25 protein-coding genes are annotated in these 26,225 nt (G+C 41.9%); 22 read left to right on the top strand and 3 right to left on the bottom strand.

Annotation, left to right across the window (positions count from 1 at the left end):
• Window positions 1–78: 78 nt before the first annotated feature.
• The 18 genes from glgB (at window position 79) to HMPREF0373_RS07935 (ending at window position 21,086) form a co-directional block, all read left to right on the top strand.
• Entirely contained in the window at window positions 79–1,872 is a 1,794-nt protein-coding gene (glgB, locus tag HMPREF0373_RS08020) for a 1,4-alpha-glucan branching protein GlgB (RefSeq protein WP_021739182.1), read from the top strand.
• 124 nt (window positions 1,873–1,996) lie between these two features.
• A complete protein-coding gene (locus HMPREF0373_RS08015; protein WP_021739181.1) occupies window positions 1,997–2,302 on the top strand; it encodes a DUF6110 family protein in 306 nt (101 codons plus the stop codon).
• Between the two features lie 2 nt (window positions 2,303–2,304).
• Entirely contained in the window at window positions 2,305–4,401 is a 2,097-nt protein-coding gene (locus HMPREF0373_RS08010; RefSeq protein ID WP_021739180.1) for a heavy metal translocating P-type ATPase, read from the top strand.
• A gap of 578 nt (window positions 4,402–4,979) precedes the next feature.
• The gene (locus HMPREF0373_RS08005; protein WP_044963491.1) at window positions 4,980–5,741 is read left to right on the top strand and encodes a tRNA threonylcarbamoyladenosine dehydratase; all 762 of its coding nucleotides are present in this window, start codon (window positions 4,980–4,982) and stop codon (window positions 5,739–5,741) included.
• A gap of 12 nt (window positions 5,742–5,753) precedes the next feature.
• Window positions 5,754–6,926 carry an ATP-binding protein gene (locus HMPREF0373_RS08000; protein ID WP_021739177.1) on the top strand — a complete coding sequence of 391 codons (1,173 nt, stop codon included), beginning with the start codon at window positions 5,754–5,756 and terminating at the stop codon, window positions 6,924–6,926.
• 344 nt (window positions 6,927–7,270) lie between these two features.
• Entirely contained in the window at window positions 7,271–8,347 is a 1,077-nt protein-coding gene (locus tag HMPREF0373_RS07995; protein ID WP_021739176.1) for a helix-turn-helix domain-containing protein, read from the top strand.
• Between the two features lie 336 nt (window positions 8,348–8,683).
• Window positions 8,684–9,619: a cysteine synthase A gene (gene cysK, locus HMPREF0373_RS07990; protein WP_021739175.1), complete on the top strand. Its 936-nt coding sequence runs from the start codon at window positions 8,684–8,686 to the stop codon at window positions 9,617–9,619.
• A gap of 152 nt (window positions 9,620–9,771) precedes the next feature.
• Window positions 9,772–11,082 (top strand): O-acetylhomoserine aminocarboxypropyltransferase/cysteine synthase family protein, encoded by a 1,311-nt coding sequence (locus HMPREF0373_RS07985; protein WP_022036036.1) that lies wholly within the window; start codon window positions 9,772–9,774, stop codon window positions 11,080–11,082.
• A gap of 103 nt (window positions 11,083–11,185) precedes the next feature.
• Window positions 11,186–11,632 carry an RrF2 family transcriptional regulator gene (locus HMPREF0373_RS07980; protein WP_044963462.1) on the top strand — a complete coding sequence of 149 codons (447 nt, stop codon included), beginning with the start codon at window positions 11,186–11,188 and terminating at the stop codon, window positions 11,630–11,632.
• Between the two features lie 141 nt (window positions 11,633–11,773).
• On the top strand, window positions 11,774–12,874 hold the full coding sequence (mnmA, locus tag HMPREF0373_RS07975) for a tRNA 2-thiouridine(34) synthase MnmA (RefSeq protein WP_044963461.1): 1,101 nt from the start codon (window positions 11,774–11,776) through the stop codon (window positions 12,872–12,874).
• Between the two features lie 107 nt (window positions 12,875–12,981).
• A complete protein-coding gene (gene hydE / locus HMPREF0373_RS07970) occupies window positions 12,982–14,019 on the top strand; it encodes a [FeFe] hydrogenase H-cluster radical SAM maturase HydE (RefSeq protein WP_021739171.1) in 1,038 nt (345 codons plus the stop codon).
• A gap of 120 nt (window positions 14,020–14,139) precedes the next feature.
• Complete coding sequence (gene epsC, locus HMPREF0373_RS07965) at window positions 14,140–15,105, top strand: serine O-acetyltransferase EpsC (RefSeq protein WP_081695244.1); 966 nt, start codon at window positions 14,140–14,142, stop codon at window positions 15,103–15,105.
• 182 nt (window positions 15,106–15,287) lie between these two features.
• Window positions 15,288–16,145, top strand: coding sequence for a nitroreductase family protein (locus HMPREF0373_RS07960; RefSeq protein WP_022036031.1), 858 nt, complete (start codon window positions 15,288–15,290; stop codon window positions 16,143–16,145).
• A gap of 21 nt (window positions 16,146–16,166) precedes the next feature.
• On the top strand, window positions 16,167–16,628 hold the full coding sequence (locus HMPREF0373_RS07955) for a DUF3990 domain-containing protein (RefSeq protein ID WP_021739168.1): 462 nt from the start codon (window positions 16,167–16,169) through the stop codon (window positions 16,626–16,628).
• Window positions 16,625–17,095 carry a hypothetical protein gene (locus tag HMPREF0373_RS07950; RefSeq protein WP_021739167.1) on the top strand — a complete coding sequence of 157 codons (471 nt, stop codon included), beginning with the start codon at window positions 16,625–16,627 and terminating at the stop codon, window positions 17,093–17,095. The genes HMPREF0373_RS07955 and HMPREF0373_RS07950 overlap by 4 nt, the downstream gene beginning before the upstream one ends.
• A 177-nt stretch (window positions 17,096–17,272) precedes the next feature.
• The gene (locus HMPREF0373_RS07945) at window positions 17,273–17,968 is read left to right on the top strand and encodes a metallophosphoesterase (RefSeq protein WP_021739166.1); all 696 of its coding nucleotides are present in this window, start codon (window positions 17,273–17,275) and stop codon (window positions 17,966–17,968) included.
• A 45-nt stretch (window positions 17,969–18,013) separates the two neighbouring features.
• Window positions 18,014–18,856 carry an amidohydrolase family protein gene (locus tag HMPREF0373_RS07940; protein ID WP_021739165.1) on the top strand — a complete coding sequence of 281 codons (843 nt, stop codon included), beginning with the start codon at window positions 18,014–18,016 and terminating at the stop codon, window positions 18,854–18,856.
• Window positions 18,846–21,086, top strand: coding sequence for an NHL repeat-containing protein (locus HMPREF0373_RS07935; RefSeq protein ID WP_021739164.1), 2,241 nt, complete (start codon window positions 18,846–18,848; stop codon window positions 21,084–21,086). Before HMPREF0373_RS07940 ends, HMPREF0373_RS07935 begins: the two co-directional genes overlap by 11 nt.
• Before the next feature lie 74 nt (window positions 21,087–21,160).
• Here the strand turns inward: HMPREF0373_RS07935 and HMPREF0373_RS07930 are convergent, their stop codons facing one another.
• Both HMPREF0373_RS07930 and HMPREF0373_RS07925 read right to left on the bottom strand, forming a co-directional pair.
• On the bottom strand, window positions 21,161–21,436 hold the full coding sequence (locus tag HMPREF0373_RS07930; RefSeq protein WP_021739163.1) for a hypothetical protein: 276 nt from the start codon (window positions 21,434–21,436) through the stop codon (window positions 21,161–21,163).
• Window positions 21,437–21,566: 130 nt separating this feature from the next.
• A complete protein-coding gene (locus HMPREF0373_RS07925) occupies window positions 21,567–21,917 on the bottom strand; it encodes a hypothetical protein (RefSeq protein WP_049946825.1) in 351 nt (116 codons plus the stop codon).
• A 186-nt stretch (window positions 21,918–22,103) separates the two neighbouring features.
• Between HMPREF0373_RS07925 and HMPREF0373_RS16970 the strand changes: the two genes are divergently transcribed.
• Window positions 22,104–22,244 carry a hypothetical protein gene (locus HMPREF0373_RS16970; RefSeq protein WP_167618660.1) on the top strand — a complete coding sequence of 47 codons (141 nt, stop codon included), beginning with the start codon at window positions 22,104–22,106 and terminating at the stop codon, window positions 22,242–22,244.
• A 19-nt stretch (window positions 22,245–22,263) separates the two neighbouring features.
• Here HMPREF0373_RS16970 and HMPREF0373_RS07920 read toward each other — a convergent pair whose 3' ends face one another.
• Complete coding sequence (locus HMPREF0373_RS07920; RefSeq protein WP_044963458.1) at window positions 22,264–22,497, bottom strand: hypothetical protein; 234 nt, start codon at window positions 22,495–22,497, stop codon at window positions 22,264–22,266.
• Window positions 22,498–22,731: 234 nt separating this feature from the next.
• On the opposite strand from HMPREF0373_RS07920, the gene HMPREF0373_RS07915 reads away from it, so the two are divergent.
• The 3 genes from HMPREF0373_RS07915 to HMPREF0373_RS07905 are packed head-to-tail and all read left to right on the top strand — an operon-like array spanning window position 22,732 to window position 26,052.
• Window positions 22,732–24,114 (top strand): HMGL-like protein, encoded by a 1,383-nt coding sequence (locus tag HMPREF0373_RS07915; protein ID WP_021739160.1) that lies wholly within the window; start codon window positions 22,732–22,734, stop codon window positions 24,112–24,114.
• A gap of 17 nt (window positions 24,115–24,131) precedes the next feature.
• On the top strand, window positions 24,132–24,821 hold the full coding sequence (locus tag HMPREF0373_RS07910) for a GntR family transcriptional regulator (RefSeq protein WP_021739159.1): 690 nt from the start codon (window positions 24,132–24,134) through the stop codon (window positions 24,819–24,821).
• Window positions 24,822–24,840: 19 nt separating this feature from the next.
• Complete coding sequence (locus tag HMPREF0373_RS07905) at window positions 24,841–26,052, top strand: NADP-dependent isocitrate dehydrogenase (protein ID WP_021739158.1); 1,212 nt, start codon at window positions 24,841–24,843, stop codon at window positions 26,050–26,052.
• Window positions 26,053–26,225: the final 173 nt, after the last annotated feature.

Below are 26,225 nucleotides of genomic sequence, written 5' to 3'. Positions count from 1 at the left end.
GAAGTGGGAGTCTCAACTCAGACTGAGATGAAAATTTTATCGTAAAAAGATTACCACGATTTAAGGGGGAGCGAGCATATGGATTTTTATGGATTTTATACGGGAAAAGAATTTGAAGCATATCGTTTTCTGGGGGCACATGCCTGTGAGAAAGGAACAGTTTTCCGGACATTTGCACCGAATGCACAGCGTATATCACTGATTGGTGAGTTCAATGACTGGCAGGAGACGCCGATGCAGAAGGTACATGATGGTAACTTCTGGGAGTGTTATGCGGAAAATGCACAAAAAGGAATGATGTATAAATATAAGATCTACGGAGCGGACGGAAGCTGCATCGATCACTGTGATCCATATGGATTTTATGCGGAGTTACGTCCGAACAGTGCATCCATTATCTATGATACAACGAACTATCATTTTACAGATGGTGAATGGATGAAAAAACGTTCCATTCATCGGCAGGCACCTTTGAATATTTATGAGGTACATTTCGGTTCCTGGAGAAAAAAAACGAATGATGATCCGGAAGGATGGTATACTTATCGGGAGATGGCAGATCTGCTGATTCCGTATCTGAATGAAAACGGATACAATTATGTAGAACTGATGCCATTGAGTGAGCATCCCTGCGATGAATCCTGGGGGTATCAGAATACCGGCTTTTTTGCACCGACATCCCGCTACGGAACACCGGATGACCTGAGGTATTTTGTCAATGCCTGCCACAAACACAAAATCGGTGTGCTCATGGATTTTGTACCGGTTCATTTTGCAGTGGATGCTTATGCATTGTGGAATTACGATGGTTCTGCATTATACGAATATCCGAATCAGGATGTCGGTTACAGCGAGTGGGGAAGCTGCAATTTCATGCATTCAAGAGGAGAAGTGCGAAGCTTCTTGCAGTCTGCCGCAGCATACTGGCTGGCAGAATATCATTTTGACGGTCTGCGGATGGATGCGGTGAGCAATCTGATTTACTGGCAGGGAAATGAAGCGAGAGGTGTGAATAATCTGGCTGTTTCTTTTATCCAGAATATGAATCAGGGACTGAAAGACCGTTTTCCAACGGCGATGCTGGTGGCAGAGGATTCTTCTTCTTATCCGGGAGTGACAAAAACGGTGCGTGACGGCGGACTCGGATTTGACTATAAGTGGGATATGGGATGGATGAATGATACACTGAATTATTTCCGGACAGCACCGGAGTATCGTTCCGCAAATTATCATAAACTTACGTTTTCCATGATGTATTATTATAATGAAGCGTATATATTGCCACTGTCTCATGATGAGGTGGTACATGGCAAGGCGACCATTATTCAGAAAATGAGTGGTGACTATGAAGAAAAATTTCCACAGGCCCGGGCAATGTACATGTATATGTATGCACATCCTGGCAAAAAGCTGAATTTTATGGGAAATGAAATTGCACAGTTCCGTGAATGGGATGAAAAACGCCAGCAGGACTGGGAGATTCTTAAATTTCCGAAGCACAGAGAATTTCATCATTTTATGATGGAACTGAATAACGTGTATGAAGCACATCCGGCGTTGTGGGAAGCTGATTATGCACAGGATGGGTTCCGATGGATCGACTGCCATCAGGAAGAAAAATGCATCTATGCCTTTGAACGGAAGAGCAAAAAGGAACGGATTGTTGCAGTGTTCCATTTTGGAAATACCGGGGAGCAGGAATATACTATGAAGATTTCCGATGCAAAAAAACTAAAACTGATTTATAGCAGTGATGATACAGAAATGAAAAAGGGACACCCGGAGTATCAGGAAGATCTGACAGTGAAAAAGGGACAGATTTCGATGTTGTTACCGGCATACAGTGCACGTTTTTATCAGGTGGAAAAATAAATAACGGAAAGTAACAGGTGGTTAATGATAAGAAATATCAATAAGGTGAAAAAAATTGAAATATCCAATTGCGATGCTATAATAGAGGATAAACATTAAAACACGCAAATGGAGGAAAAATATTATGTTCAAAAAATTTAATGCAGGAAAAGTTGGTCTTTTTGTAGCAGGTCTTGCTTTTGGAACAGCAGGTATCAAAATCCTTACAAGCAAAGATGCTAAGAAAGTTTATACAGGTTGCACTGCTGCTGTATTGCGTGCCAAAGATACCGTAGTAAAAACAGCAACAACTGTTCAGGAAAATGCAGGAGATATTCTTGCTGAGGCAAAACAGATCAATGCTGACCGTGCCGCTGCGGAAGCATATGTAGAGGATGAAGAAGTAGCTGAGGCAGAAGAAACTCAGACTGAGGAAGCACAGGCAGAATAATAATGAAATTTGTGATCAAGCATGAGATAAAAGGACGTCTTCGGGTTCATATGGCGCAGCAGCGCATGACATATGAGCAGGCTGACGTCCTGCAGTATTATCTGCAGCAGTCTGATCTTGTAGTAGACGCAAAAGTATACGAACAGACAGCGGACGTTGTGATCAGTTATAACGGAGACCGGGCTGCGATGATTCATTTATTGTGTACCTTCAAATATCAGATGGTGGAAGTACCGGAAGGTTATCTGGAGAGCACGGGACGTGAGTTAAACTCAGAATATAAAGAAAAATTAATTTGTAAGGTTGTATGGCATTATGGGAAAAAGCTGATCCTGCCGGCACCGATTCGAAATGTGATCACCATTGTGAATGGCATCCGTTATATATGGAAGGGCCTGCAGAGTCTGCGTCACCGTCGACTGGATGTGGCGGTTCTGGATGCAACGGGGATTGCGGTATCATTGCTTCGTCAGGATATGGGAACGGCAGGTTCTGTCATGTTCCTGCTTGGCATCGGCGAACTGCTCGAGGAGTGGACGCATAAAAAATCCGTCGGCGATCTGGCACGCAGCATGTCTCTGAACGTAGAAAAAGTATGGCAGAAAGTTGGAGATCAGGAAATTCTGGTATCTGCGTCAACCATTGAAAAAGACGATGAGATCATTGTTCATGCCGGAAACATTATTCCTTTTGATGGTGTGGTAACGACGGGCGATGCTACCGTAAATCAGGCTTCTCTGACCGGAGAATCTGTACCGGTTGCAAAAAACATAGATTCTTATGTTTATGCAGGTACTGTATTGGAAGAGGGCGAGCTTACCATCTGTGTAAAAGCAACCGGAAGTGCTACAAAATATGAGAAGATCGTTACCATGATTGAGGATTCCGAAAAACTGAAATCGAATCTGGAAGGAAAAGCAGAGCATCTGGCAGACAAGCTGGTTCCATATACCCTGGGTGGTACCTTGTTGACCTGGCTGCTTACCAGAAATGTCACAAAAGCACTGTCTATCCTGATGGTAGATTTCTCCTGTGCACTGAAGCTGGCAATGCCGATTTCTGTGCTTTCCGCAATCCGCGAAGCACAGCAGTGTGACATTACCGTCAAAGGTGGAAAATATCTGGAAGCAGTTTCAGAAGCAACCACCATTGTATTTGATAAGACCGGTACACTGACAAAAGCAAAACCGACAGTGATTGATGTTATTCCATTCAACGATTCCGAGCCGGAAGAACTGCTTCGTATCGCAGCCTGCCTGGAAGAACATTTTCCACATTCCATGGCAAAAGCTGTTGTGACAGCAGCAAAACAGAAAAAGCTGGAGCATGAGGAAATGCATTCCAAGGTGGAATATATCGTAGCACATGGTATATCTTCTTTTATGGAAGAAAAACGTGTGGTGATCGGAAGTTATCATTTTGTATTTGAAGATGAGCAATGTGTGATTCCGGAAGGCAAAGAAGTGATATTTAACAACCTGCCGGAGGAGTGCTCCTGTCTGTACATGGCTATTGATCAGCAGCTTGCAGCTGTTATCTGTATTGAGGATCCGGTACGTGAGGAAGCAGCGGATGTAATCCGGGATCTGCGTGATAATGGTATCCAAAAAATTGTCATGATGACGGGAGACAGTGAACGTACGGCTGCAGCAATCGCACATAAAGTCGGCGTGGATGAGTATTATTCTGAAGTTCTGCCGGAAGATAAGGCAAATTTTGTAGAGCAGGAGAAAGCACTTGGTCATAAAGTTATTATGATCGGTGACGGAATCAACGATTCACCGGCTCTGTCTGCCGCAGATGCAGGTGTGGCCATCAGTGATGGTGCAGCCATTGCCCGTGAGATTGCAGACATTACCATCGCAGCGGATAATCTGCATGAGATTGTGACATTGAAGAAAATCAGCAACAGGCTGATGCAGCGTATTCATCGTAATTATCGTTTTATTGTTGGATTTAATGCAGGACTGATCGCACTTGGCGTTGGCGGAATCATTCAGCCAACCACATCTTCTTTGCTACATAATACGTCTACTTTGTATATTGGATTGAAGAGCATGGAAAATCTGTTGGATGAGCAGGAAAAAATGAATAAATAAAAGCATGTCGTGTTGAACAAGCGATTGTGTTTAAGTAAGTATAAGAAGTCCGTGGAATTTTGAAAAAAGATTCTACGGACTTCTCTTTTGTATATGTTGGTTTCTCACTGGAAAACTATTTATCTCAGTCGAGAAGACTCCCACTTCTGCAAGTGGTGAGTAATAACAAGTCTTTCTCAGTGGGAGTACAATCTCCGACTGAGATAAACGCTCCGCGAGGATGTGCGGTGATTCTGAAAAGAATATGTCAGCTTTCGCTGACCAGAATCACGCACCAAGTCTCACGTGCGTTCGACTTGAATTTTGCAAACATAATTCGCATTTTTCTGGAAAACTTTCTAGCTCTGAATCGTTACGAAAATTGTTTATTTTCCGAGAAGTAATTGTTTTTTGTGTGAAAATCCGCTATACTATCACAGGCAATTAATTCATAGTAAAATAGTAAACAATAAAGAATCTTACAGAAATATATGGATTCTGAAATGTTCGAATAATATCAAAAGTACGATGGAGGATAAATATTTATGGAAGAAAATACTTCTTTGCATACAGAATGTGCGCATAAGCCGCGCCCGGCTGTGTTGAACCAGTTTTCCAGAACGGAACTGCTTCTCGGAGAAGACAACATGCAGCGCCTGTTCAACGCCAGAGTGGCCGTATTCGGTATTGGCGGCGTCGGCGGATACACTGTGGAAGCACTGGCTCGCGTGGGCGTTGGAACACTGGATCTGATTGATGATGACCGGATCTGTATGACAAACTTAAATCGTCAGATTTTTGCAACAAGAAAAACAATTGGAAAATATAAAGTAGATGTAGCGAAAGAGCGTATTCTGGAGATTAACCCGAAGGCGGTTGTCAACACGTATAAGACATTTTATATGCCGGATACTGCAGATCAGTTTGATTTTTCCCAGTATGATTACGTGGTAGATGCAATCGATACAGTCACCGGAAAACTGATGCTTGTGGAACAGGCAAAAGCTGCAGGTGTGCCGATCATCAGTTCCATGGGAGCAGGAAACAAGATGGATGCCTCTGCTTTTGAAGTGGCAGATATTTATGAAACTTCGGTCTGCCCATTAGCAAAAGTGATGCGTCGTGAGTTGAAAAAACGCGGAATTGATCACTTGAAGGTTGTTTATTCCAAAGAAAAACCGATGACTCCGATCGAAGACTCCGAAAACAGCTGTAAAAACAACTGTGTCTGCCCGCCGGGAACAGAAAGAAAATGTACCGTGCGCCGTCAGATCCCGGGAAGTCTTGCATTTGTGCCGTCAGTAGTCGGACTCATCATTGCAGGTGAGATCACAAAAGATCTGACAGAATTACCGCAGTAGAAAGGAGATCATATGGGAGAAATACAGTTATCTGTACAGGAACTGTTTGCGATGCCGGAAAACAGCTATCAGTTAGTTGATATCCGGGATGAGCGTGCACGTTCTTATGGTGTGATCCCGGGCAGTGTGGCTCTGAGTGCAGAGGAACTGCCGGAATCACAGGAAATTGATAAAAATAAGACAGTTGTTATTTATTGCCAGAAAGGTGAGATGAGTGTTCCGGCAGCGGAAGCACTGCAGGAAGCCGGCGTGGATGCAAAAAGTCTGAATGGTGGATACTTAGCCTGGCTGATGGAATCCATGAAACAGAAAGAAGAAGCCAAAAAGGAAGAAGAGACTCCGGAGTATGTGGAAATCGAGCAGAGTATCCGCAAAAAGTTCCGGAAAACCATCTGGTGTCGTTTTACCCGTGCAGTACGTGAGTACGAGCTGGTAAAAGAGGGCGACAAGATTGCAGTCTGTATCTCCGGGGGAAAAGATTCCATGCTGATGGCAAAACTTTTCCAGGAGTTGAAACGCCATAATAAGTTTAACTTTGAAGTGGTGTTTCTGGTAATGGATCCGGGATACAGCCCGGCAAACAGACAGATTATTGAGGCCAACGCAAAGAGAATGAATATTCCGATCACTATTTTCGAGTCGGATATTTTTGATGCGGTATTTAATATAGAAAAATCACCGTGCTATCTGTGTGCGAGAATGCGCCGCGGACATCTATACAGCAAAGCAAAAGAGCTTGGCTGCAACAAGATTGCTCTAGGCCATCATTATGATGATGTCATTGAGACCATTCTGATGGGTATGCTCTACGGAGCTCAGATGCAGACCATGATGCCAAAGCTACACAGTACAAACTTTGAAGGCATGGAGCTGATCCGTCCGCTGTATCTGATTCGTGAGGATGATATCAAAAAATGGCGTGACAGCAATGACCTGCACTTTATTCAGTGTGCATGTAAGTTTACTGATACCTGCAGTACCTGCGGTGGCGAGAACACATCAAAGCGTGTGGAAGTGAAAAATCTGATCCGTCAGTTGAAAGAGACAAATCCGTTTGTGGAATCCAATATTTTCAAAAGCGTGGAAAATGTGAACTTAAGCACCGTCATTGCATACAAGAAAGATGGTGTGAAACATCATTTCCTGGATGATTACGATAGAATAGAGAAAAAAGAGGAAAACTAAAAAAACTGGAAGATGCAACTGCCAGTTGACGGATTTTCAAGGGTAATTGGTGGTTGTCAATCGGGATTTTTCGTATAATGAACGCAGGTTGCAAGATGACTGTGTTCATGAGCAAATAGCGAAAGCGAATTGCGAATGTCCGCTTTACTCCATGCAAACGATGCACACTCGCACGAAAAGAAATTACCCTTCTTGAACACAGTTCAAGAAGTAGCCCTCGCTTAGAAAGCTCGGTTAAACGTGCTCGGCGCGAATAAGAAAGATGTGCTATTGATAATTACAAGCACGCAAATGTGTGATAGCACACTTTCTTATATTTATTACTAGGAAAGGTATCAAGGGTTATGAAACTTGCAGAAAAAATTATGACATTGAGAAAGCAACGCGGCTGGTCGCAGGAAGAACTGGCGCAGCAGCTTTCTGTATCACGACAGTCTGTATCGAAATGGGAGAGCGGAGCGTCCGTGCCAGATCTGGATAAAATCTTAAAGATGAGTGAGATTTTTGGTGTATCCACAGACACTCTTTTAAAAGAAGAAATGGAGTTGAACGAGAGAAAAACAACATTTGAAGATTTACAGAATGAACAGATGAAAACGGATACGTCGGGTATGACAAATTTTTGTAGTAATCAAAATAGCACGCAGCAGCAATTTGGAGAAGATACACGAAGTGAAGAAATTCCAACGCATCATGTTTCTATGCAGGAGGCAAGGGATTATCTTGAATGGGCAAAACACAAAGCCCCGTGGATCGCATTAGGAACGTTTCTGTGTATATTATCTCCGGTATGGCTTTTATTGCTTGGCGGAATGGCAGAATATAAGGTGTTTCCGATCACGGAGGATATGGCAGGTGGAATGGGCGTTGCGATCCTTCTGGGCATAGTGGCTGTGGCAGTCGCAATTTTTATCATTAAGGGTGCGCATCAGGAACGCTTTTGTTCTTTTGAAACACAGCATATCGTAGCGGAAGAGGAAGTTCGAAAGATGGTTTTGGAAGAAAAACAGGAATTTGCCCCGCTGAGTCGTAAATGCACGGTGACCGGTGTGATTCTTTCCATTGTCAGTGTGGTGCCGATGATGCTGATGGCAGCATTTTCCATGCCGGATATTTATTATATCTACAGTCTTGCCGTTCTGCTGATATTTGTGGCAATTGCAACTTTTTTCTTTGTGTGGTCAGGAACAATCACAGGAAGTTACCAGATTTTGCTGGAGGAAGAGGACTACAGCGTGAAAAATAAGCAGAGCAGTGGCAGAAGAAAACAGGTTTCCAAAATTTACTGGCGTTCTGTAACCGCAATCTATCTGGCAGTCAGCTTTTTGACAAATCGATGGGATGTGACCTGGATCATCTGGGTCTGCGCAGGGGTGCTATGTGGTGCGGTTTCTGCTATAATGTCTTTATCGAGAAGATAAGTTCTGCAGAGCCCAAAGTGGAGAAAGTCAGCAGATGACTGCGCTGTAGCAGCTATCCGAGTTAAAAAATAAGATAAAATATAAAACATACCTGATAAGTTGGTGAAACAAAAAAGACCTTCTTTGGACAGAAAAACGTCTGAAGAAGGTCCTTTTTTGTCATTTTTGAAAAATAGAAACAGCCATATACCCAGTATTTACGCGGTTTTACGGTATTCTTTGTGAAAAAATATAAAAAACTTTCAAAACCTAGTTGACAAATAGGAATAATGGGAATATAATACACTCAACAAATAAAACATAGAAAACAGATATGATTTATAGGAGGACGAAACAATGGCTAACATTTATAAAGGAACACTTGGTTTAATCGGTAACACACCACTGGTTGAAGTTACAAATGTAGAGAAAGATCAGGAGCTCAACGCTAAAATCCTTGTAAAATTAGAATACTTCAATCCGGCAGGAAGTGTCAAGGACAGAATTGCAAAAGCAATGATTGAGGACGCTGAAGAAAAAGGATTATTAAAAGAAGGTTCTGTTATCATTGAGCCGACTTCAGGAAATACCGGTATCGGTCTTGCATCCATCGCAGCAGCAAAAGGATACAGAATCATCCTTACCATGCCGGAGACCATGAGTGTTGAGAGAAGAAACATCTTAAAAGCTTATGGCGCAGAGATTGTTTTAACAGAAGGTTCCAAAGGAATGAAAGGAGCCATTGAAAAAGCAGATGAACTCGCAAAAGAGATTCCAAACAGCTACATCCCGGGACAGTTTGTAAATCCGGCAAACCCGGCAGCACACAAAGCAACCACAGGTCCGGAGATCTGGAACGATACAGACGGAAATGTAGATGTATTTATCGCAGGTGTAGGTACAGGCGGAACATTAACAGGTACAGGCGAATATCTGAAATCCAAAAATCCGGATGTCAAGATTATCGCAGTAGAGCCTGCAACATCTCCGGTACTTTCCGAAGGTAAGAGCGGAGCTCACAAAATTCAGGGTATTGGCGCTGGTTTTGTACCGGACGTATTAAATACACAGGTATATGATGAGATTATTACAATTGAAAATGATGATGCATTTGAAAAAGCAAAACTTCTGGCAAAGAAAGAAGGCGTTTTAGTCGGAATTTCTTCCGGAGCAGCATTATCCGCAGCAATTCAGGTGGCAAAACGTCCGGAATTTGCAGGAAAAACAATTGTAGCATTATTACCGGATACAGGTGACAGATATTATTCAACACCATTATTCACAGAGGAATAGAAAAAACTGTGAGAGCAAGAATGTTTTAGAGTGATTTGATACGTTCAAGTGAATTTGAACTGTTATCAGAATCTGTGAAACAAAGACAACAGCAGGATGGCAGACAGCAGATCCTGAACAGGACAGATTATGAAAGGCAAAGGTTGAGAGAAATGGCAGAGAAAATCGCAAGAAAAGACAGAAATTTTAAATTTGAGACATTACAGTTACACGTAGGACAGGAGAATCCGGATCCGGTTACAGATGCAAGAGCAGTACCGATTTATCAGACATCTTCCTATGTATTCCGCAACTGCGATCATGCAGCGGCACGTTTCGGACTTGCAGATGCAGGTAACATTTACGGACGTCTGACAAACCCGACAGAGGACGTATTTGAGCAGAGAATGGCAGCACTGGAAGGCGGCGTTGCAGCATTAGCAGTAGCTTCCGGAGCGGCAGCGATTACTTATACCATTGAAAATCTTGCTCAGGCCGGAGATCATATCGTAGCTGCAAAAAATATTTATGGTGGTTCCTTCAACTTGCTGGAGCACACACTTCCGCAGTACGGCATCGAGACTACATTTGTAGATCCGTTTAATATTGACGAAGTAAAAGCAGCAATCAAGGACAATACAAAAGCACTTTACATTGAGACACTTGGGAACCCGAACTCTGATGTAGTGGATATCGAGACACTGGCAAATATCGCTCATGAGCATAAGATTCCGCTGGTAATCGACAATACATTTGCAACCCCATACCTGGTTCGCCCAATTGAGTACGGCGCAGATATCGTTGTTCATTCCGCAACAAAATTCATCGGCGGACATGGAACAAGTATTGGTGGTGTGATCGTAGACAGTGGTAAATTCGACTGGGAAGCATCCGGAAAATTTGCTTCTTTAGTAGATCCGAACCCAAGTTATCACGGTATCAGCTTCACAAAAGCTGTTGGACCGGCAGCTTTCGTTACAAAAATCAGAGCAATCTTACTGCGTGATACCGGAGCAACCATTTCTCCGTTCAACTCTTTCCTGTTCTTACAGGGACTTGAGACACTGTCCTTACGTGTAGAGCGTCACGTAGAGAACGCACTGAAAGTAGTTCAGTACTTAAACAACCATCCACAGGTAGAGCGTGTACATCATCCGTCTGTATCTGAGGATCCGAGCCAGCAGGCATTATACAAAAAATATTTCCCGAATGGCGGTGGTTCTATCTTCACATTTGAAATCAAAGGTGACGAGCAGAAAGCAAAAGACTTCATCGACAATCTGGAGTTGTTCTCCCTGCTTGCAAATGTTGCAGATGTAAAATCTCTGGTGATCCATCCGGCAACAACTACACACAGCCAGTGCACACCGGAAGAACTTGCTGATCAGGGAATCAAACCAAACACAATTCGTCTGTCTATCGGTACAGAGAATATTGACGATATCATTCAGGATCTGGATGAAGCTTTCAAAGCAATTCAGTAAAAAATGAAAAAAATATAGAAATTCAGGCGGGTTGTATTACTGCAATCCGCCTGTTAAATTAAATGATGTAGAATTAAATTGGAGTATGGGAGGTATTATAAAAATGAAGTTTTCGAAAAAAAGCAGATATGGACTAACCTCTCTGATCGATTTATCCGTACATTCCCAAAATGGACATGTGGCATTAAACAGCATCGCGGAACGAAATGATATTTCTCCGCAGTATCTGGAGCAGGTATTTGCTGCACTGCGCCGGGCAGGTATTGTCAAAAGTATCAAAGGTCCGCAGGGGGGCTATCTGCTGAATCATCCGGCAGAGAAAATTACTGTGGCTGAGATTCTGGAAGCCCTGGATGGAACTTATCACATTGCAGATGAAGATACGGCAGAAGAGAGTGACTGTAAAGGAATTGCAGCGGCCATTCAGACACGGGTAATTGATGAGGTGAACCGTCAGCTGGATCAGATTCTGATGAATCTGACACTGGCAGATCTGGTGAAAGAATATCAGGAATTTGAAAAGTACGACGAAAGTATGTACTATATCTAAAGAAATATATGCTACTACTTGATTTTTATCAGTAAAAAATACTATAATACTAGGATAACATGGGGTTATATCATGACTGGAAGATACAGGCGATATAATCCGTAGATTCTTGAATAGTATGATAAAAAGGAGACGTAGCCTTTGAATAAAAAAGCAATAATCGCAATGAGCGGCGGCGTTGATTCCAGCGTAGCCGCTTTTTTAATGAAAGAAAAAGGATATGAGTGTATCGGCGCTACTATGAAGCTGTTTCAGAATGAGGATGTGGTTGTATGCAGAGAGCATACCTGCTGTTCTTTAGATGATGTAGAAGATGCCAGAAGTGTGGCCCGGGCACTGGAAATGCCTTATTATGTATTTAATTTTTCAGATCGCTTCAAAGAAGAAGTGATGGAGAAATTTGTATGTTCTTACGAGAATGCATGTACACCGAATCCATGCATTGACTGCAACCGTTATCTGAAATTTGAAAAACTGTTTCAGCGTGCAAAAGAGCTGTCCTACGATTATGTGGTGACTGGTCATTATGCACAGATTGAATACAATGAGGAAACCGGACGTTACTTATTAAAAAAATCCGTAGATCTGAGCAAAGATCAGAGTTATGTGTTATATTCTCTGACCCAGGATCAGTTGGCGCATGTGCAGTTCCCGTTGGGCGGCATGCATAAGACTGAGGCCAGAGAAATTGCGGAAACACAGGGTTTTATCAATGCAAGAAAACATGACAGCCAGGATATCTGTTTTGTCGTAAACGGAAAATATTCGGATTTCATTGAACAGTATCGTGGAAAGACCTATCCGGAAGGAGATTTTGTAGATCTGGAGGGGAATGTGCTGGGACGTCACAAAGGAATCATCCGTTATACGATCGGGCAGAGAAAAGGACTCGGTCTTGCATTAAAAGAGTCTATGTATGTGGTAGCCGTGGATCCGGTGAAAAATCAGGTTATTCTGGGAAGAAACGAAGATCTGTTTTCCAGAGAACTGATCGCAAATGATGTGAATCTTATTTCCGTGGATCATATTGAAGGGGAAATGCGCGTGAAAGCGAAAGTGCGCTACCGCCATGAAGAACAGTGGGCAACTGTGACACAGCCGGAGCCGGACAAGATCCGTGTGGTATTTGATGAGCCGCAACGTGCCATTACCTGTGGCCAGGCGGTGGTTCTGTATGATGGCGATGTGGTTGTCGGCGGAGCGACGATCATTGAGACAGAGATCGCAAAAAGATACAGTTAAAAACGGAACATTTTTAACGCAGCGTCTGGATGAGAAATATAGTATTGTTTCAGCAATTATAAATGAGAGTAACCTGTGAAAAAGGGATATAAAAGGGGAAGTAAGAAATGAATGCAGCACAGAAATTAATCAGGGAACATAATTTAACCTGGGAAGAGTTTGCGGAACTGATCAAAATGGCGGATGATCCACAGGTAGATGCGCTGCTGGCAGAAGAAGCTGTCCGCATCCGAAAAGAGGTTTATGGTACTGATGTGTATACAAGAGGGCTGATCGAGTTTACCAATTATTGTAAAAACGACTGTTATTACTGCGGAATACGCAGAAGCAATCCGAATGCAAAACGTTACCGGCTGACAGAGGAGGAAATTTTAGCCTGTTGTGAGAATGGCTACGAGTTAGGATTTCGTACTTTTGTCCTGCAGGGAGGCGAGGATCCGTATTTCAACGATGATCGTATGGTAGATATTGTACGGAAGATTCGTGCAGGTTATCCGGATTGTGCCATTACGTTGTCAATTGGTGAAAAATCTTATGAGAGTTATAAACGTTTCCGGGAAGCGGGCGCAGATCGTTATCTGCTTCGTCATGAGACTGCCAATGATGTACATTACCGGAAACTACATCCGGAAGAGATGCGTCTGGAGGCACGTAAGCAGTGTTTATACGATTTAAAGACACTTGGTTATCAGGTAGGAGCAGGATTTATGGTAGGTTCTCCGGAGCAGACCGCAGAGACGCTGGCGGATGATCTGGTATTTTTAAAAGAACTGGATCCCCAGATGGTCGGTATCGGTCCGTTTATTCCACATCATGATACCATGTTTGCCAAGGAGCCGTCCGGAAGTGTTCCATTGACGCTATTTTTACTGTCCGTAATCCGCATTATGCTGCCGCATGTATTGCTTCCGGCGACAACGGCACTTGGAACGGCAGATCCGCTTGGAAGAGAAAAAGGATTGCAGCATGGAGCGAATGTTGTAATGCCAAACCTCTCACCGGTGAAAAACCGGAAACAGTATGATCTGTATGATAACAAGATCTGCACCGGAGAGGAAGCAGCGGAATGCCGCGGATGCCTGGGACGCAGAGTGGAGAGTGTCGGATTTACTCTGGTCAGTGACCGTGGAGATTTCCGGTCATAGGATGTTCAGGGGTGCATTAAAAAATAAAATAAGAATATGCCAAAAGTGGAAAGATATTATCAATTCCAATGTAATATAATGAATTGATTGAGAAAGAAAAAGGTGAATAGTATGTCAGATATGAGCAGAAATATAGAGGGAAAAGAAGCAGAAGAAATTCTGGATTCTATCCTTGCTGATTATGAACTGGATCGTACCATTGACAAGATGGAAGATTTTTATGATCAGCCAAATAAAGAAGTTATTATTGATATTATTGAAAAATTACTGAAGATTATTTATCCGGGATATTACAGAGATCGTGCATACAAAAGCTATCATGCAAACCATCATTTATCAACTTTGATCGAGGATGTATTGTATCGTCTCAGCAGACAGGTTGCAAAAGTTTCAAAATTCTGTCCGAAGTTGGATGGAAAATGCCGGGAACAGATTGAAAAAGAAAGCTACGAGATCACGGTAGATTTCCTGCGTCAGATTCCGAAGATCCGTGAATATCTGGAGGGAGATCTGCAGGCAGCATTAGAAGGAGATCCGGCAGCAAACAGCTATGGTGAGATCATTCTGGCTTATCCGGGGTTGTTAGCCATCACGATCAACCGTCTGGCACATGAACTGTTTATCCGTTCCGTACCGCTGATTCCGCGTATTATGACAGAATATGCGCACAGTGTGACCGGAATTGATATTCATCCGGGGGCAACCATTGGAAAACATTTCTTTATCGACCATGGTACCGGTATCGTAGTCGGTGAGACGACGATCATCGGAGATAATGTCAAAATATATCAGGGTGTTACCTTAGGTGCATTGTCTACCAGAGGCGGACAGAAACTGAAAAATGCAAAGCGTCATCCTACCATTGAGGATAATGTGACGATTTATTCCGGTGCTTCCATCCTTGGCGGAGAGACTGTCATTGGCAGAGATTCTGTTATCGGCGGTAATGCGTTTATCACAAAATCCATTCCGGCGGGAACGACGGTCAGCATCAAAGGGCAGGAACTGCAGTTTAAGCAAGGTGGAAAAACAACCATGGAGATCAGTAATTTAGAACAGGATGAGAACTGGTTTTATATTATATAGTTTTCGGGTAATTGTGTGGTTTTTGTTAGGTTATGAAAAAGGACTCTGCGATTTTGTCTCGCCCGCTAGCAATCGCTGGTCGAGAAAAAATAGCCAGAGTCCATTTTTCCCAGACTGTGTGAAAACCACACTGCTTACCCTTACGTTGTGACACAAATAAAAATATCAGGAGGAACCAATTAATGAGTTTAATTGATACGAGATTTCAAGTAGACGAGAGTAAATGTGTGGGCTGCGGTTTATGCCAGCTCGCCTGTCCGTCTATGCTGATCGAGATGAATGAACATAAAAAACCAAGTCTGAAACCGGTAAAAAGTATGGACTGGTACGGATGCTGGGGATGTCAGCATTGCCTGACCGTCTGTCCGAACGGGGCCATCAGTGTGCTTGGTAAAAAGCCGGAAAACAGTCTCCCGTTACCGAGTGATGCGATTGCCACAGATCTGGAGCGTCTGGTCTGCAGCCGTCGTTCCTGCCGTCATTACAAAGACGAAAATGTGGATCCGGAACTTTTAAATGAACTGCTTGCGGCACTGGAGGCAACACCGACTGGCGGAAATAAGCAGAAAATGGAATTCACGGTCATTGATGACCGCACAGAATTGGACAAACTGCGCAAGATGATCTGTGAAGGTGTCAAAGACCTGAAAAAACAGGGAAGCTATCCGTATTCCTGGGATGAGGAATCCTACGGAATTATGGAAGCCCGCGGTCCGCAGGCCATGAACGGAGACATTTATTTCTGTTCTGCACCGCATATTATTATTCCGCATATGCCGAAAAAATTTGGCTCGGCAGCAGTAGAAGTGGGAATTACTCTGGCTTACTTTGAACTGTTATGTGAATCTAAGGGACTTGGCTGCGTGTATCTTGGTTTCCCGATGAATGTTATGAAATTAATGCCGGATGTCTGGGCGAAACTTGGTATTCCGGAAGATCATTTCGTGGCAACAGCCATGGGATTCGGCTATCCGAAATTTGAGTATGCCCGTGGTGCACAGAAGAGTGGAAAACAGGCAATTCACCGGTTGAAATTCTAAAGTAAAATTAGGAGGAGGCAAATGGAGAAGAATATTATATATCATGGAAGTAATGTAGAAGTATCGGTTCCTCGTATTCTCCAGAACGGCTTTTATAAAGATTTTGGATACGGTTTTTACTGCACAAGCTATGAAAAACAGGCGAAGCGATGGGCACTGACAAGAAGAGGTGCATCTATGGTTAATCGTTATAAATATATGCCAAACGCGGAGTTGAAGGTATTAAAATTTGATGAGATGACAGATGCATGGCTTGATTTTGTAGTAGATTGCAGACAAGGTATTGAACATGATTATGATATTGTTGAGGGACCTATGGCAGATGATCAGATTTGGAATTTTGTAGAAGGGTTTATTGATGGTAAAATTCCACGAGATGCTTTCTGGGGATTGGTTAGGTTTAATTATCCTACGCATCAGATTGTGTTCTGTACAGAATCGGCACTGAAAACGTTGACTTTTGAAGGGAGCGAGACATTATGAAAAATAAGTACTTCCCAGATGAAGAAATAGAAATGAATGATCTATATTTTGTATGTTATATGATAGAGCGTGTGGCTAGGCATATTAAGCAAAAAAATAAGTATGTTGTCAATACAATTGGACGAGATGGCTTATATCATTTGCTTAGTTGTGCAAATGTGTTACATTGTGAAAATCCGTTGAAGGTAGAGGAAGACTGGATAAAGGATTACAATTTAAAAGCAGGAGATTATGATGTAACAGCTGTTGATCAGGAGTTAGCGTCAATTATTCCGTCACCGCTTGATATGGGAGCTGTATATCAGCGGTTGATCAGAGATACTATAGGTTCTAAAGAAGATTATGTAGATGGGATTATGAAGGTGTATAATAATGAGATTTGCGATGTGATTGACAATTATAATTGTAGTGCATTTTATGAACCATCATATGTAATTGCAAGGGCATATCAGAATGGTGGATTTTAACAGTATCGGTTTTTGGGAAAAATCAGGTGACAGATGAACAGTACAATATATTTCTAACGTCTGACAACAAAAAGAGGAACAATATCAAAAAATAAATGATATTGTTCCTCTTTTTGTTGACATAATTCATGAAAATGCAGATACTAAAAGAACAAAGGTACAGGGGAGGAAGCGTTTTTGCATTTTTACATTACGGGAGATACACACAAAAAATTTGACCGGGTGGAAACTTTTTGCCAGGATCAACACACCACACCAGATGACGTCATGATCATTCTTGGGGATTCCGGCATCAATTACTGGCTGAGTCCGAAAGATGAAAAATTAAAAGAGCGTGTGAATAGGATCCCAATTACATTTTTTTGTATACACGGCAATCATGAAGGTCGGCCATGGGAATCTCCAGCGGATTATAAGCTGGTGTCATGGCATGGCGGTCTTGTATACAAAGAAGAAAAATATCCGAATATTTTATTTGCAAAAGACGGGGAGATTTATGATTTTAACGGAAAATCTGTGATGCCGATTGGCGGAGCCGGTACGGTAAACAAAGATTACCGCATCAGTCAGGGGCTTCAGTGGTTCGCATCGGAGCAGCCGGATGACACGATTAAAGAATTTGTGGAGCAGCAGTTGGAAAAATCGGATTGGAAGATGGATATTATTTTATCTCATACCGTTCCAATCAAAGCGGAGCCAACCTGGGCTTTCAAGGCTCGAAAGGAACCGATTACCGTGGATAAAGGGACGGAAGAGTGGCTGCAGACGATTTATGACCGTTTGGATTTTTCAGAATGGTATGCGGGACATTATCATGTGGAAACAGAATCTATGGGGATACGGATTATGTTTGAGGATTTTGATGAAATCTGACTGGAAAGATAAGTATAATATATAGAAAAGAAATTGAAGGTAATTATGTATAAAAAGTATTTTGATGCACATTTTCATTGGTTTGATCATTCTGCTTTTAGTGATCGGCTGTCATCTAATATAGGTGATCTGGATACAAAAGAATATTTTCTGGAAACATATGGCAGGTACGGAATGACTGGTGGAATTATGATGGGAAATGGCGAGATAGAGAAACAGGGAGATAGTTTGCCGGATGGCTTCTATTATTGTGTTGGTCTGGATCAGATTGCATGCACCGATGATATAAGAGAAGCACTGCCAGCTATTGAAAAGCATTTACAAAGGGAAAAATGTGTGGGTGTAAAGTTATATCCTGGCTATGTGCCGTTGTATCCCCATGACGAATGCTATGTAGAAGTGTTGGAATTGTTGCTGAAATATAATAAAACGCTGGCGGTTCACACAGGAATGTTGGCAGCGTTATCTGGAAAATTGAAGTATGCTCATCCGATTCATCTGGATGATATTGCTGTTGACTATCCGGAACTGAGAATTGTGATGTGCCATTTTGGAAATCCTTTTCTGGCTGAAGCAGCGGCTGTAATGGAGCATAATAGAAATGTATATGCGGACCTGTCCGGATTACTTGAGGGATTGTTTGTTACGGAACATTTTGTGAAAACGGAAGAATTGTATATTTCAAATCTGAAAACATGGATTCGATATATTGGAGAGCCGGAACGATTTCTGTTTGGAACGGACTGGCCGGCAGTGAAATGCGATGAATATGTAAAATTTATTGCATCATTATTTGATGAGAAAGAGATTGAGCAGGTATTGAGGTATAATGCGTACCAGGCATATAATATAAAATATGATACGAGGACATGTGTAAATGATCAGTAAAGAATTAGTAGGAACAAGTGAACGGCTGGAACAGATAAAGAATAAGCTGAGCAGTTCAGCAGCATGTTCTGTTTTGCATGTGAGTAATCTGGACAGATGTCTGGAAGAATTTGATGAGATAACAAAGAAATTGCAGGGACGTTTTCTGTATTTTTACAGTCAAAATGGAAACGCACAATTATTTGTACTTCTGGTTGATTTTCATAGAGCGATGCGGTTGGGTTGTAGTTCCTATATAGATGCTCAGTTTGCACTTCTTTCGTCCAGCGCGAAACAGAAAATCGGCACAATCGGAAATGATATTTACTGGATCTGTGACATGGAGGTGTCAGGCACTGATGCAGATCCTGTTTTCATGAAAGAATGTATTACGACTATTCGAGATATATATCCGGAATATCATTTGATCATATGTAATGATAAGGATCATAATATGATCAGGCAAGAGGATGCACCGTATAAGCACATATTTGACGAGATAACAGTCTGGCATTATACATCAAAAATAGATTTGAAAAATATTTTTTATCCCACAGAGGAGGAACCGTTTGTATACCTGGCAATACCGGAGCATGCAGATTACAGGAAAATATTTGCAGAAGATGGGATAAAACCGGTGCGGATTGCAGTTGAACATTATCAGGCAAATAAATTGCATCCGTTTGTATTTGAAAAAGTAGAATTTTCGCAGTCGTATGTTTCTGTGCTGAAAATTACCTATGAACAGTTGCTGAACTATCAGAGATATATCAATATCTATAATTGTAAGGAACACCTGGAGTACTTTTTATGGGAAACGGAAAACCAGAAGATGACAAAAATGCTGGTGCTGTACACCATAGATGATACGGCTCATGTACAGGATACGATATGGAATCCTTCATTGGAACAAATGTTGCAGCATCGTCAGGGTGAGTGGAAGCTGATCGCAGATGTTGTGTTGATGTATCCGGTTGTCATTGAAGATATCAGTAGATTGCTGCATCGAAAAACAGCCTATGATTCAGATATGAATGCTTATTTGAATGATTTAAATATCCGGCTTCAATGTGAAACCGGTGTGCCTTACGGGCATGATGGAGAAGATATGATGGCCAGGTTCAAGCACAGAATTGACCGATATTATCTTGATGCAGTGCAATGCCGGATAACAAAAGAAATGATCATGGATATCCTTGACAAAGAGAATGTGGTGATAGGATCCGATCTATATACACAGATAATCGTATCTGTTGATAAGGAAAGCAATATTGGTGTACTATATGTCATTTCTTTATCCTGTCCGTTTTTGCTGAGTCATCTGTTGGATAATGTTGTCCGCAATCAGCTGCTGGTTGTTGACAGTGAAAATCATATCGTGGGCAATTTGTATGAATATATGTTGAATCGATGGAGTATCCGGCTTAGCGGAACACCAAAAAGTTATGTGACGATTCCAATGGAAAAATCTGCTGTAAATGATCAGCAGCTGGCATCTTTGCTGATGTCAGAAACGATGTATGAAGAAGGAGAAGAATTTGGGCAGCTGATAGACAAAGATATTGTGAAAATCGTCAGCGAGCCGTATGGAATGGCACAGTATGACATCGCTTATGTAGGCGTTAATTTAAATACATTTATTCAATTTTTTCCATCTTATCGAGGAAGTAAGCAATATCGGTTGTTCTGGAATTCGGTGACAGCTTTTTATATTGAGCTGATTCTGTTTGAAGAAGCGGCTGTGACAAGATTTAACAAGAATCTGGTAGATCTGATGGCATTTGCGAATAAAGATGCACCGGAGATCTTTCTGGAAAAAAACAGAAAATATACGAACGAATATCTGGCAACCGTTGAGTTCTGGAATGTCCAGTTAAATTATCCGTCTTCTCAAAAGTCAATACAGATGATCCGAGATGCATTTAATGAAAAGGCTCTTTTATCCAGGATGGAACGATATCAGAATCAGGTGAAAAATATTTTTGAGATAAATAAAGAACTTATTGGCAGAGAGGCAGAAAAGCAGGAAAAATACAGTAATGACACGATGAATCTGATTTTGTTTATACTGACAATTGTGAGTACTGTGTCTGCCATTTATCAGATTGTTGATTATGTAGTTGATTATAGGTATCAATCTGCAGTAAAAAATAGTTATTCTGTGATCGCCAATGTGATTGCGATGATTTTTATCATTGTTGTTTTTCTGGTTAAAAGGAAAAAAAGAAATCATACTGACAAAAAGTGGTGACGATAATTTAAAATGGCGCATGTAATTTGAAAAAGACTGAGCAGAGTAATAAGGATTCTGCTCAGTCTTTTGTCTTACTTTTTCCTGCGCAGCATCTGCAACACCCGGTCGATGCGCTGCTGTTCTGTGGGATTTAGTCCCTGCCGCAGATGCTGGATAATAAAATCGGTTTCGTCTGTCGTAAAAGAGAGATTCTGATTTCTTGCCTTTGTGACAAAACTCATAAGAAATGTCATCATATCCCTGGAAGAGTCTGGTTTTTCCTGATTCATGAAATTCATGAGAAAAGCAAGTTTTTCCGGGGAGATATTTTGAAAAGCAGGGTTTTGGGTGAAAAAGTTCTGATCCATGAAAAATCCTCCTGATATAGTAGATATAACTATATTTACATAATGCAAATGGATGATAAATATTTACTAAATGTTATACATATTAATGATGGGTGTAAATTTGTTTCTTAAAAAAGGTGATTAGTTGTTTCTACATATTTAAAATACCGGTCACGGAAGTAAGGTCGAGAAGATTTAAAATCATGTCAATCTGATCCCGTTCCTGTGGTGTGCAATATTCCCGCAGGACATTCAGAATCTGATGGGTACGTTCTGTGGGAGAATCGTTGGAACAAATTCGCAATTCCTGTGCCTGCATTTCCGGGGCTGCATCAAATAACTGCATCGTGCGCTGCAGTTCGATCATCCGGACCATCATGGAGACCATGCGCTGCTGTGGCTCGTAGAGATAGGGCACAATGGCTTTTAACATCTGGATCGGCCGGTTTTGTATCAGAGTATCCAGTACAGGTGGTGTATGTTCGTTTTCGTGTTCATTCATAGGAGATATCACGTCCATATCTGATGTTTTCTATAATGTATGAAAAAAGTATGCGATTATGAGTAGAAAATTATAATCCATGAAAGGAAAGCAATAAAAGAGAAGAGTATAAATAAAACAGGCGAAAATAAGTTTATTTCATATAATAATAGAGAATTCATTGCCTGATTATGGAGGATATCGCATATGGGAAAATTAGTTTATGATGGTAAAAGTGTATATGAGATAGATGAAGACTGCCTGCGGAAAAAGGAAGAACGGGAACGGCAGAAGGAGATGGAGTGGCAGAGAAAAGAATCTGAGAAGAATAAGAACCGGAGGCGTTGACGCCTCCGGTTCTTGAGGTTTAGAAGCAGCCACAGCCGTTTCCATTGTTGTTTCCACCGTATCCGCCACAGCAGCACAGAAGCAGGATGATCCAGATTGCTTCACTGCAGCCATTTCCACCCAGGAAAGAGCCGTTGCCATTTCCACATCCGCCGCCGCAGCAGCACAAAAGTAAGATAATCCAGATAATGTTATTGCATCCGCATCCGTTGTCGTTAGAGCATCCACAGTTTGTAGCAGCTAAATCACTCATGTTGATAGCCTCCAGATTTTTATTTACAATTCATAGTATGTATGTGGCTTGTCAGTGTTTCCTGAAAAAAACGCGTATTTTTTATCATTGATTGTATTTTCTGTTTATTCGTTCTGATTTTTGTTTGTTTTTCTGTTTTCTGTTTTTTTATAAAAAATTTTTTGCTTTAACTTGACAAAGTGAAAAAGAGAATGTATGATTGTATACAAGCATATAAGGTGAGGAGCGAATAACATGCGTAAAGTAGTAATGAATAAGCATAATAATCTGTTGCAGTTGGAAGAGCATTTTTATCAGCTGGTAGATGTAGATGAACCAAATACATTTAGAAATCTGTTCCCATATGAAGAGATTCCGAAAATTGCGTTCAATGACCGAATTGTACCGCATAATATGCCGGACGATATCTGGATCACAGATACGACATTCCGTGACGGACAGCAGTCAAGAGCTCCGTACACTACCGATCAGATTGTAACGATTTACGATTATTTGCATAAACTTGGCGGTCCAAAGGGAATTGTCCGCCAGAGTGAGTTTTTCCTGTACAGCAAAAAAGACCGTGATGCAGTTTACAAATGTATGGAACGCGGATATAAGTTTCCGGAAGTTACAAGCTGGATCAGAGCAAGCAAACAGGATTTTGAATTAGTAAAAGATATCGGACTGCGTGAGACAGGTATCCTGGTCAGCTGTTCCGATTACCATATTTTCTATAAAATGAAAATGACCAGACGTGAGGCCATGAATCATTATTTGAGTGTCATCCGTGAATGTCTGGAGACAGGTATCAGCCCACGTTGTCATTTGGAAGATATCACAAGATCTGATATTTACGGATTTGTGATTCCGTTTTGTGTGGAACTGATGAAACTGATGGATGAATACAAGATTCCGATCAAAGTGCGTGCCTGCGATACGATGGGATATGGCGTTAACTTCCCAGGTGCTGTTATTCCGCGAAGCGTACCGGGTATCATTTACGGTCTGACCACACATGCCGGTGTACCGTCTGAACTGATTGAGTGGCATGGACACAATGATTTTTATAAAGCGGTTACCAATTCTACCACAGCATGGCTGTATGGCGCCTGTGGTGTCAACTGTTCTCTGTTTGGTATCGGTGAACGTACCGGTAACACACCACTGGAGGCAATGGTATTTGAGTATGCACAGCTGAAAGGAACACTGGATGGCATGGATACTACCGTGATCACAGACTTGGTTGATTATTTTGAAAAGGATCTGGATTACACACTTCCGAGCAGAACACCGTTTGCCGGCAAGAACTTCAATGTAACAAGAGCCGGAATCCATGCAGACGGATTGCTGAAAAACGAAGAAATCTACAATATTTTTGATACAGAAAAATTCTTAAAGAGACCGGCACTGGTATCTATTTCCAATACTTCCGGTCTGGCTGGAATCGCACACTGGATCAACAGCTATTACAGACTGCCGCAGGAGCGTCATCTGGACAAAAACTCAGAATTGGTGCATAAACTGAAAGACTGGGTAGATGAGCAGTATGATGAAGGCCGTGTAACTGTTCTGACAGATAACGAGCTGGTTGTTAAAATTACAGAGTGTTGCCAGGAACTGGGTATTATTTTATAATAAGGGGGCAAAACAGGATGGGAGATAACCATTCGCTTAGTGAAAAAGTATTTCATAAACTGCAGGAAGACATTTTGTCCGGCAAATATGCAGTGGATGAGGAATTGAAGGAAAAAACGATAGGCGATGAGTTGGGGGTCAGCCGGACTCCGGTACGTGAGGCATTGCGTCAGCTGGAACTTCAGGGGCTGGTGACTATCACACCGAACAAAGGCGCACATGTGACCGGATTTTCCAAGGAAGATCTGAATGATATTTATGAGATACGATCTGTGATGGAAGGTTTGTGTGCCAAGTGGGCAGCGAAAAAAGCCACTCCGGAGCAGATTGAGGAACTGGAAGAAATTGTATACCTGACAGAGTTTCATGTGTCGAAGGGACATAGTGGTCAGGTATTTGAATTGGATAATAAGTTTCATGAGACATTATATCAGGCATCCGGAAGCAAAGTGCTGGCCGGGGTACTGACAGATTTTCATAATTATGTGCAACGGGTACGTAAGATGACTTTGAAATCAAAAGAGCGTTCTGAAAAATCAAATGACGAGCACCGCATGATCGCACAGGCCATTCATGATCATGATCCGGAGAAAGCACAAATGCTGGCAAATCAACATATCATGAGAACCATTGAAAATATCGATCACTGTGGCTGGGATAATCTGCTGCAGGAATCAAGTGTAGAGAATCAGAAAAACGGGAAATAAGGATCGGAGGATAATTACCATGGAAAAAATTAAAATGACCACACCGTTAGTTGAAATGGATGGAGACGAAATGACCAGAATTCTCTGGCAATATATCAAAGACGAGTTATTACTTCCATTTGTAGATCTGAAGACAGAGTATTACGATCTGGGACTGGAGTACAGAAATGAAACAGACGACAAGGTAACTTTCGATTCTGCTTATGCCACACAGAAATACGGTGTAGCTGTAAAATGTGCAACTATCACACCAAATGCAGCCCGCGTAAAAGAGTATAATTTAAAAGAAATGTGGAAGAGCCCGAACGGAACCATTCGTGCGATCCTTGATGGAACAGTTTTTCGTACACCAATCAAGGTAAAAGGCATTGAGCCATGCGTAAAGAACTGGAAAAAACCGATCACCATTGCCCGTCACGCTTACGGTGATGTATACAAAGCTTCTGAGATGAAGATCCCGGGACCGGGAAAAGTTGAACTGGTTTATACTGCTGAGGACGGAACAGAGGTAAGAGAACTTGTACACAACTTTACAGGTGCAGGTGTCGTTCAGGGACAGCATAATATCTGCAAATCCATTGAGAGTTTTGCAAGAAGCTGCTTCAACTACGCACTGGATTTGAAGCAGGATCTCTGGTTTGCAACAAAAGATACGATTTCCAAAAAATACGATCATACATTCAAAGATATTTTCCAGGATATCTATGATGCAGAGTACAAAGAAAAATTTGAGGCTGCAGGCATCGAGTATTTCTACACACTGATCGATGATGCGGTTGCCCGTGTCATGAAAGCGGAAGGCGGATTTATCTGGGCCTGCAAAAACTATGACGGTGATGTTATGAGTGATATGATCTCCTCTGCATGCGGATCTCTGGCTATGATGACTTCTGTACTGGTTTCCCCAAGTGGCGTATACGAGTATGAAGCTGCACACGGAACCGTTATGAGACATTATTACAAACATCTGGCCGGCGAGGAGACATCTACCAATTCTGTAGCAACGATTTTTGCATGGACCGGTGCATTGCGCAAACGTGGAGAACTGGATCGTCTGCCGGAATTAGTAAAATTTGCAGATAATCTGGAAAAAGCTTGTATTGATACAATAGAATCTGGTAAAATGACAAAAGATTTGGCATTAATTACAGAATTAGAAAACCCGGTTGTATTGAACAGCCTTGATTTTATCAAAGCAATCCGTGAGACACTGGAGAAACTGTACGCATAAGAAGTACACAAAAAGCAGTGCTGCTTTAATCGCTGATTCTGCAAGCTGCCAAATACGAAGCATGGTTCAGAGTCAGATAGAACAGAGAGACTCAGATCTATCCGGCATAAATGGACACTGATTCGATAAAGAAAAATGAAAAACAGGAATCCTGCGGACTGCAGGATTCCATT

The organism is Eubacterium ramulus ATCC 29099 (assembly GCF_000469345.1).
Lineage (GTDB): Bacteria > Bacillota > Clostridia > Lachnospirales > Lachnospiraceae > Eubacterium_I > Eubacterium_I ramulus.
Note: the sequence above shows the minus strand (reverse complement) of the source record. Positions and strands in the feature narration are given on the sequence as shown.

Excerpts from the sequence above, each read along its gene's own strand:
- glgB (WP_021739182.1), top strand. The coding sequence starts at position 79 with ATGGATTTTTATGGATTTTATACGGGAAAAGAATTTGAAGCATATCGT.
- HMPREF0373_RS08015 (WP_021739181.1), top strand. The coding sequence starts at position 1,997 with ATGTTCAAAAAATTTAATGCAGGAAAAGTTGGTCTTTTTGTAGCAGGT.
- HMPREF0373_RS08010 (WP_021739180.1), top strand. The coding sequence starts at position 2,305 with ATGAAATTTGTGATCAAGCATGAGATAAAAGGACGTCTTCGGGTTCAT.
- HMPREF0373_RS08000 (WP_021739177.1), top strand. The coding sequence starts at position 5,754 with ATGGGAGAAATACAGTTATCTGTACAGGAACTGTTTGCGATGCCGGAA.
- HMPREF0373_RS07995 (WP_021739176.1), top strand. The coding sequence starts at position 7,271 with ATGAAACTTGCAGAAAAAATTATGACATTGAGAAAGCAACGCGGCTGG.
- cysK (WP_021739175.1), top strand. The coding sequence starts at position 8,684 with ATGGCTAACATTTATAAAGGAACACTTGGTTTAATCGGTAACACACCA.
- HMPREF0373_RS07985 (WP_022036036.1), top strand. The coding sequence starts at position 9,772 with ATGGCAGAGAAAATCGCAAGAAAAGACAGAAATTTTAAATTTGAGACA.
- HMPREF0373_RS07980 (WP_044963462.1), top strand. The coding sequence starts at position 11,186 with ATGAAGTTTTCGAAAAAAAGCAGATATGGACTAACCTCTCTGATCGAT.
- hydE (WP_021739171.1), top strand. The coding sequence starts at position 12,982 with ATGAATGCAGCACAGAAATTAATCAGGGAACATAATTTAACCTGGGAA.
- epsC (WP_081695244.1), top strand. The coding sequence starts at position 14,140 with ATGAGCAGAAATATAGAGGGAAAAGAAGCAGAAGAAATTCTGGATTCT.
- HMPREF0373_RS07960 (WP_022036031.1), top strand. The coding sequence starts at position 15,288 with ATGAGTTTAATTGATACGAGATTTCAAGTAGACGAGAGTAAATGTGTG.
- HMPREF0373_RS07955 (WP_021739168.1), top strand. The coding sequence starts at position 16,167 with ATGGAGAAGAATATTATATATCATGGAAGTAATGTAGAAGTATCGGTT.
- HMPREF0373_RS07950 (WP_021739167.1), top strand. The coding sequence starts at position 16,625 with ATGAAAAATAAGTACTTCCCAGATGAAGAAATAGAAATGAATGATCTA.
- HMPREF0373_RS07940 (WP_021739165.1), top strand. The coding sequence starts at position 18,014 with ATGTATAAAAAGTATTTTGATGCACATTTTCATTGGTTTGATCATTCT.
- HMPREF0373_RS07935 (WP_021739164.1), top strand. The coding sequence starts at position 18,846 with ATGATCAGTAAAGAATTAGTAGGAACAAGTGAACGGCTGGAACAGATA.
- HMPREF0373_RS07930 (WP_021739163.1), bottom strand. The coding sequence starts at position 21,436 with ATGGATCAGAACTTTTTCACCCAAAACCCTGCTTTTCAAAATATCTCC.
- HMPREF0373_RS07925 (WP_049946825.1), bottom strand. The coding sequence starts at position 21,917 with ATGAATGAACACGAAAACGAACATACACCACCTGTACTGGATACTCTG.
- HMPREF0373_RS16970 (WP_167618660.1), top strand. The coding sequence starts at position 22,104 with ATGGGAAAATTAGTTTATGATGGTAAAAGTGTATATGAGATAGATGAA.
- HMPREF0373_RS07920 (WP_044963458.1), bottom strand. The coding sequence starts at position 22,497 with ATGAGTGATTTAGCTGCTACAAACTGTGGATGCTCTAACGACAACGGA.
- HMPREF0373_RS07915 (WP_021739160.1), top strand. The coding sequence starts at position 22,732 with ATGCGTAAAGTAGTAATGAATAAGCATAATAATCTGTTGCAGTTGGAA.
- HMPREF0373_RS07910 (WP_021739159.1), top strand. The coding sequence starts at position 24,132 with ATGGGAGATAACCATTCGCTTAGTGAAAAAGTATTTCATAAACTGCAG.
- HMPREF0373_RS07905 (WP_021739158.1), top strand. The coding sequence starts at position 24,841 with ATGGAAAAAATTAAAATGACCACACCGTTAGTTGAAATGGATGGAGAC.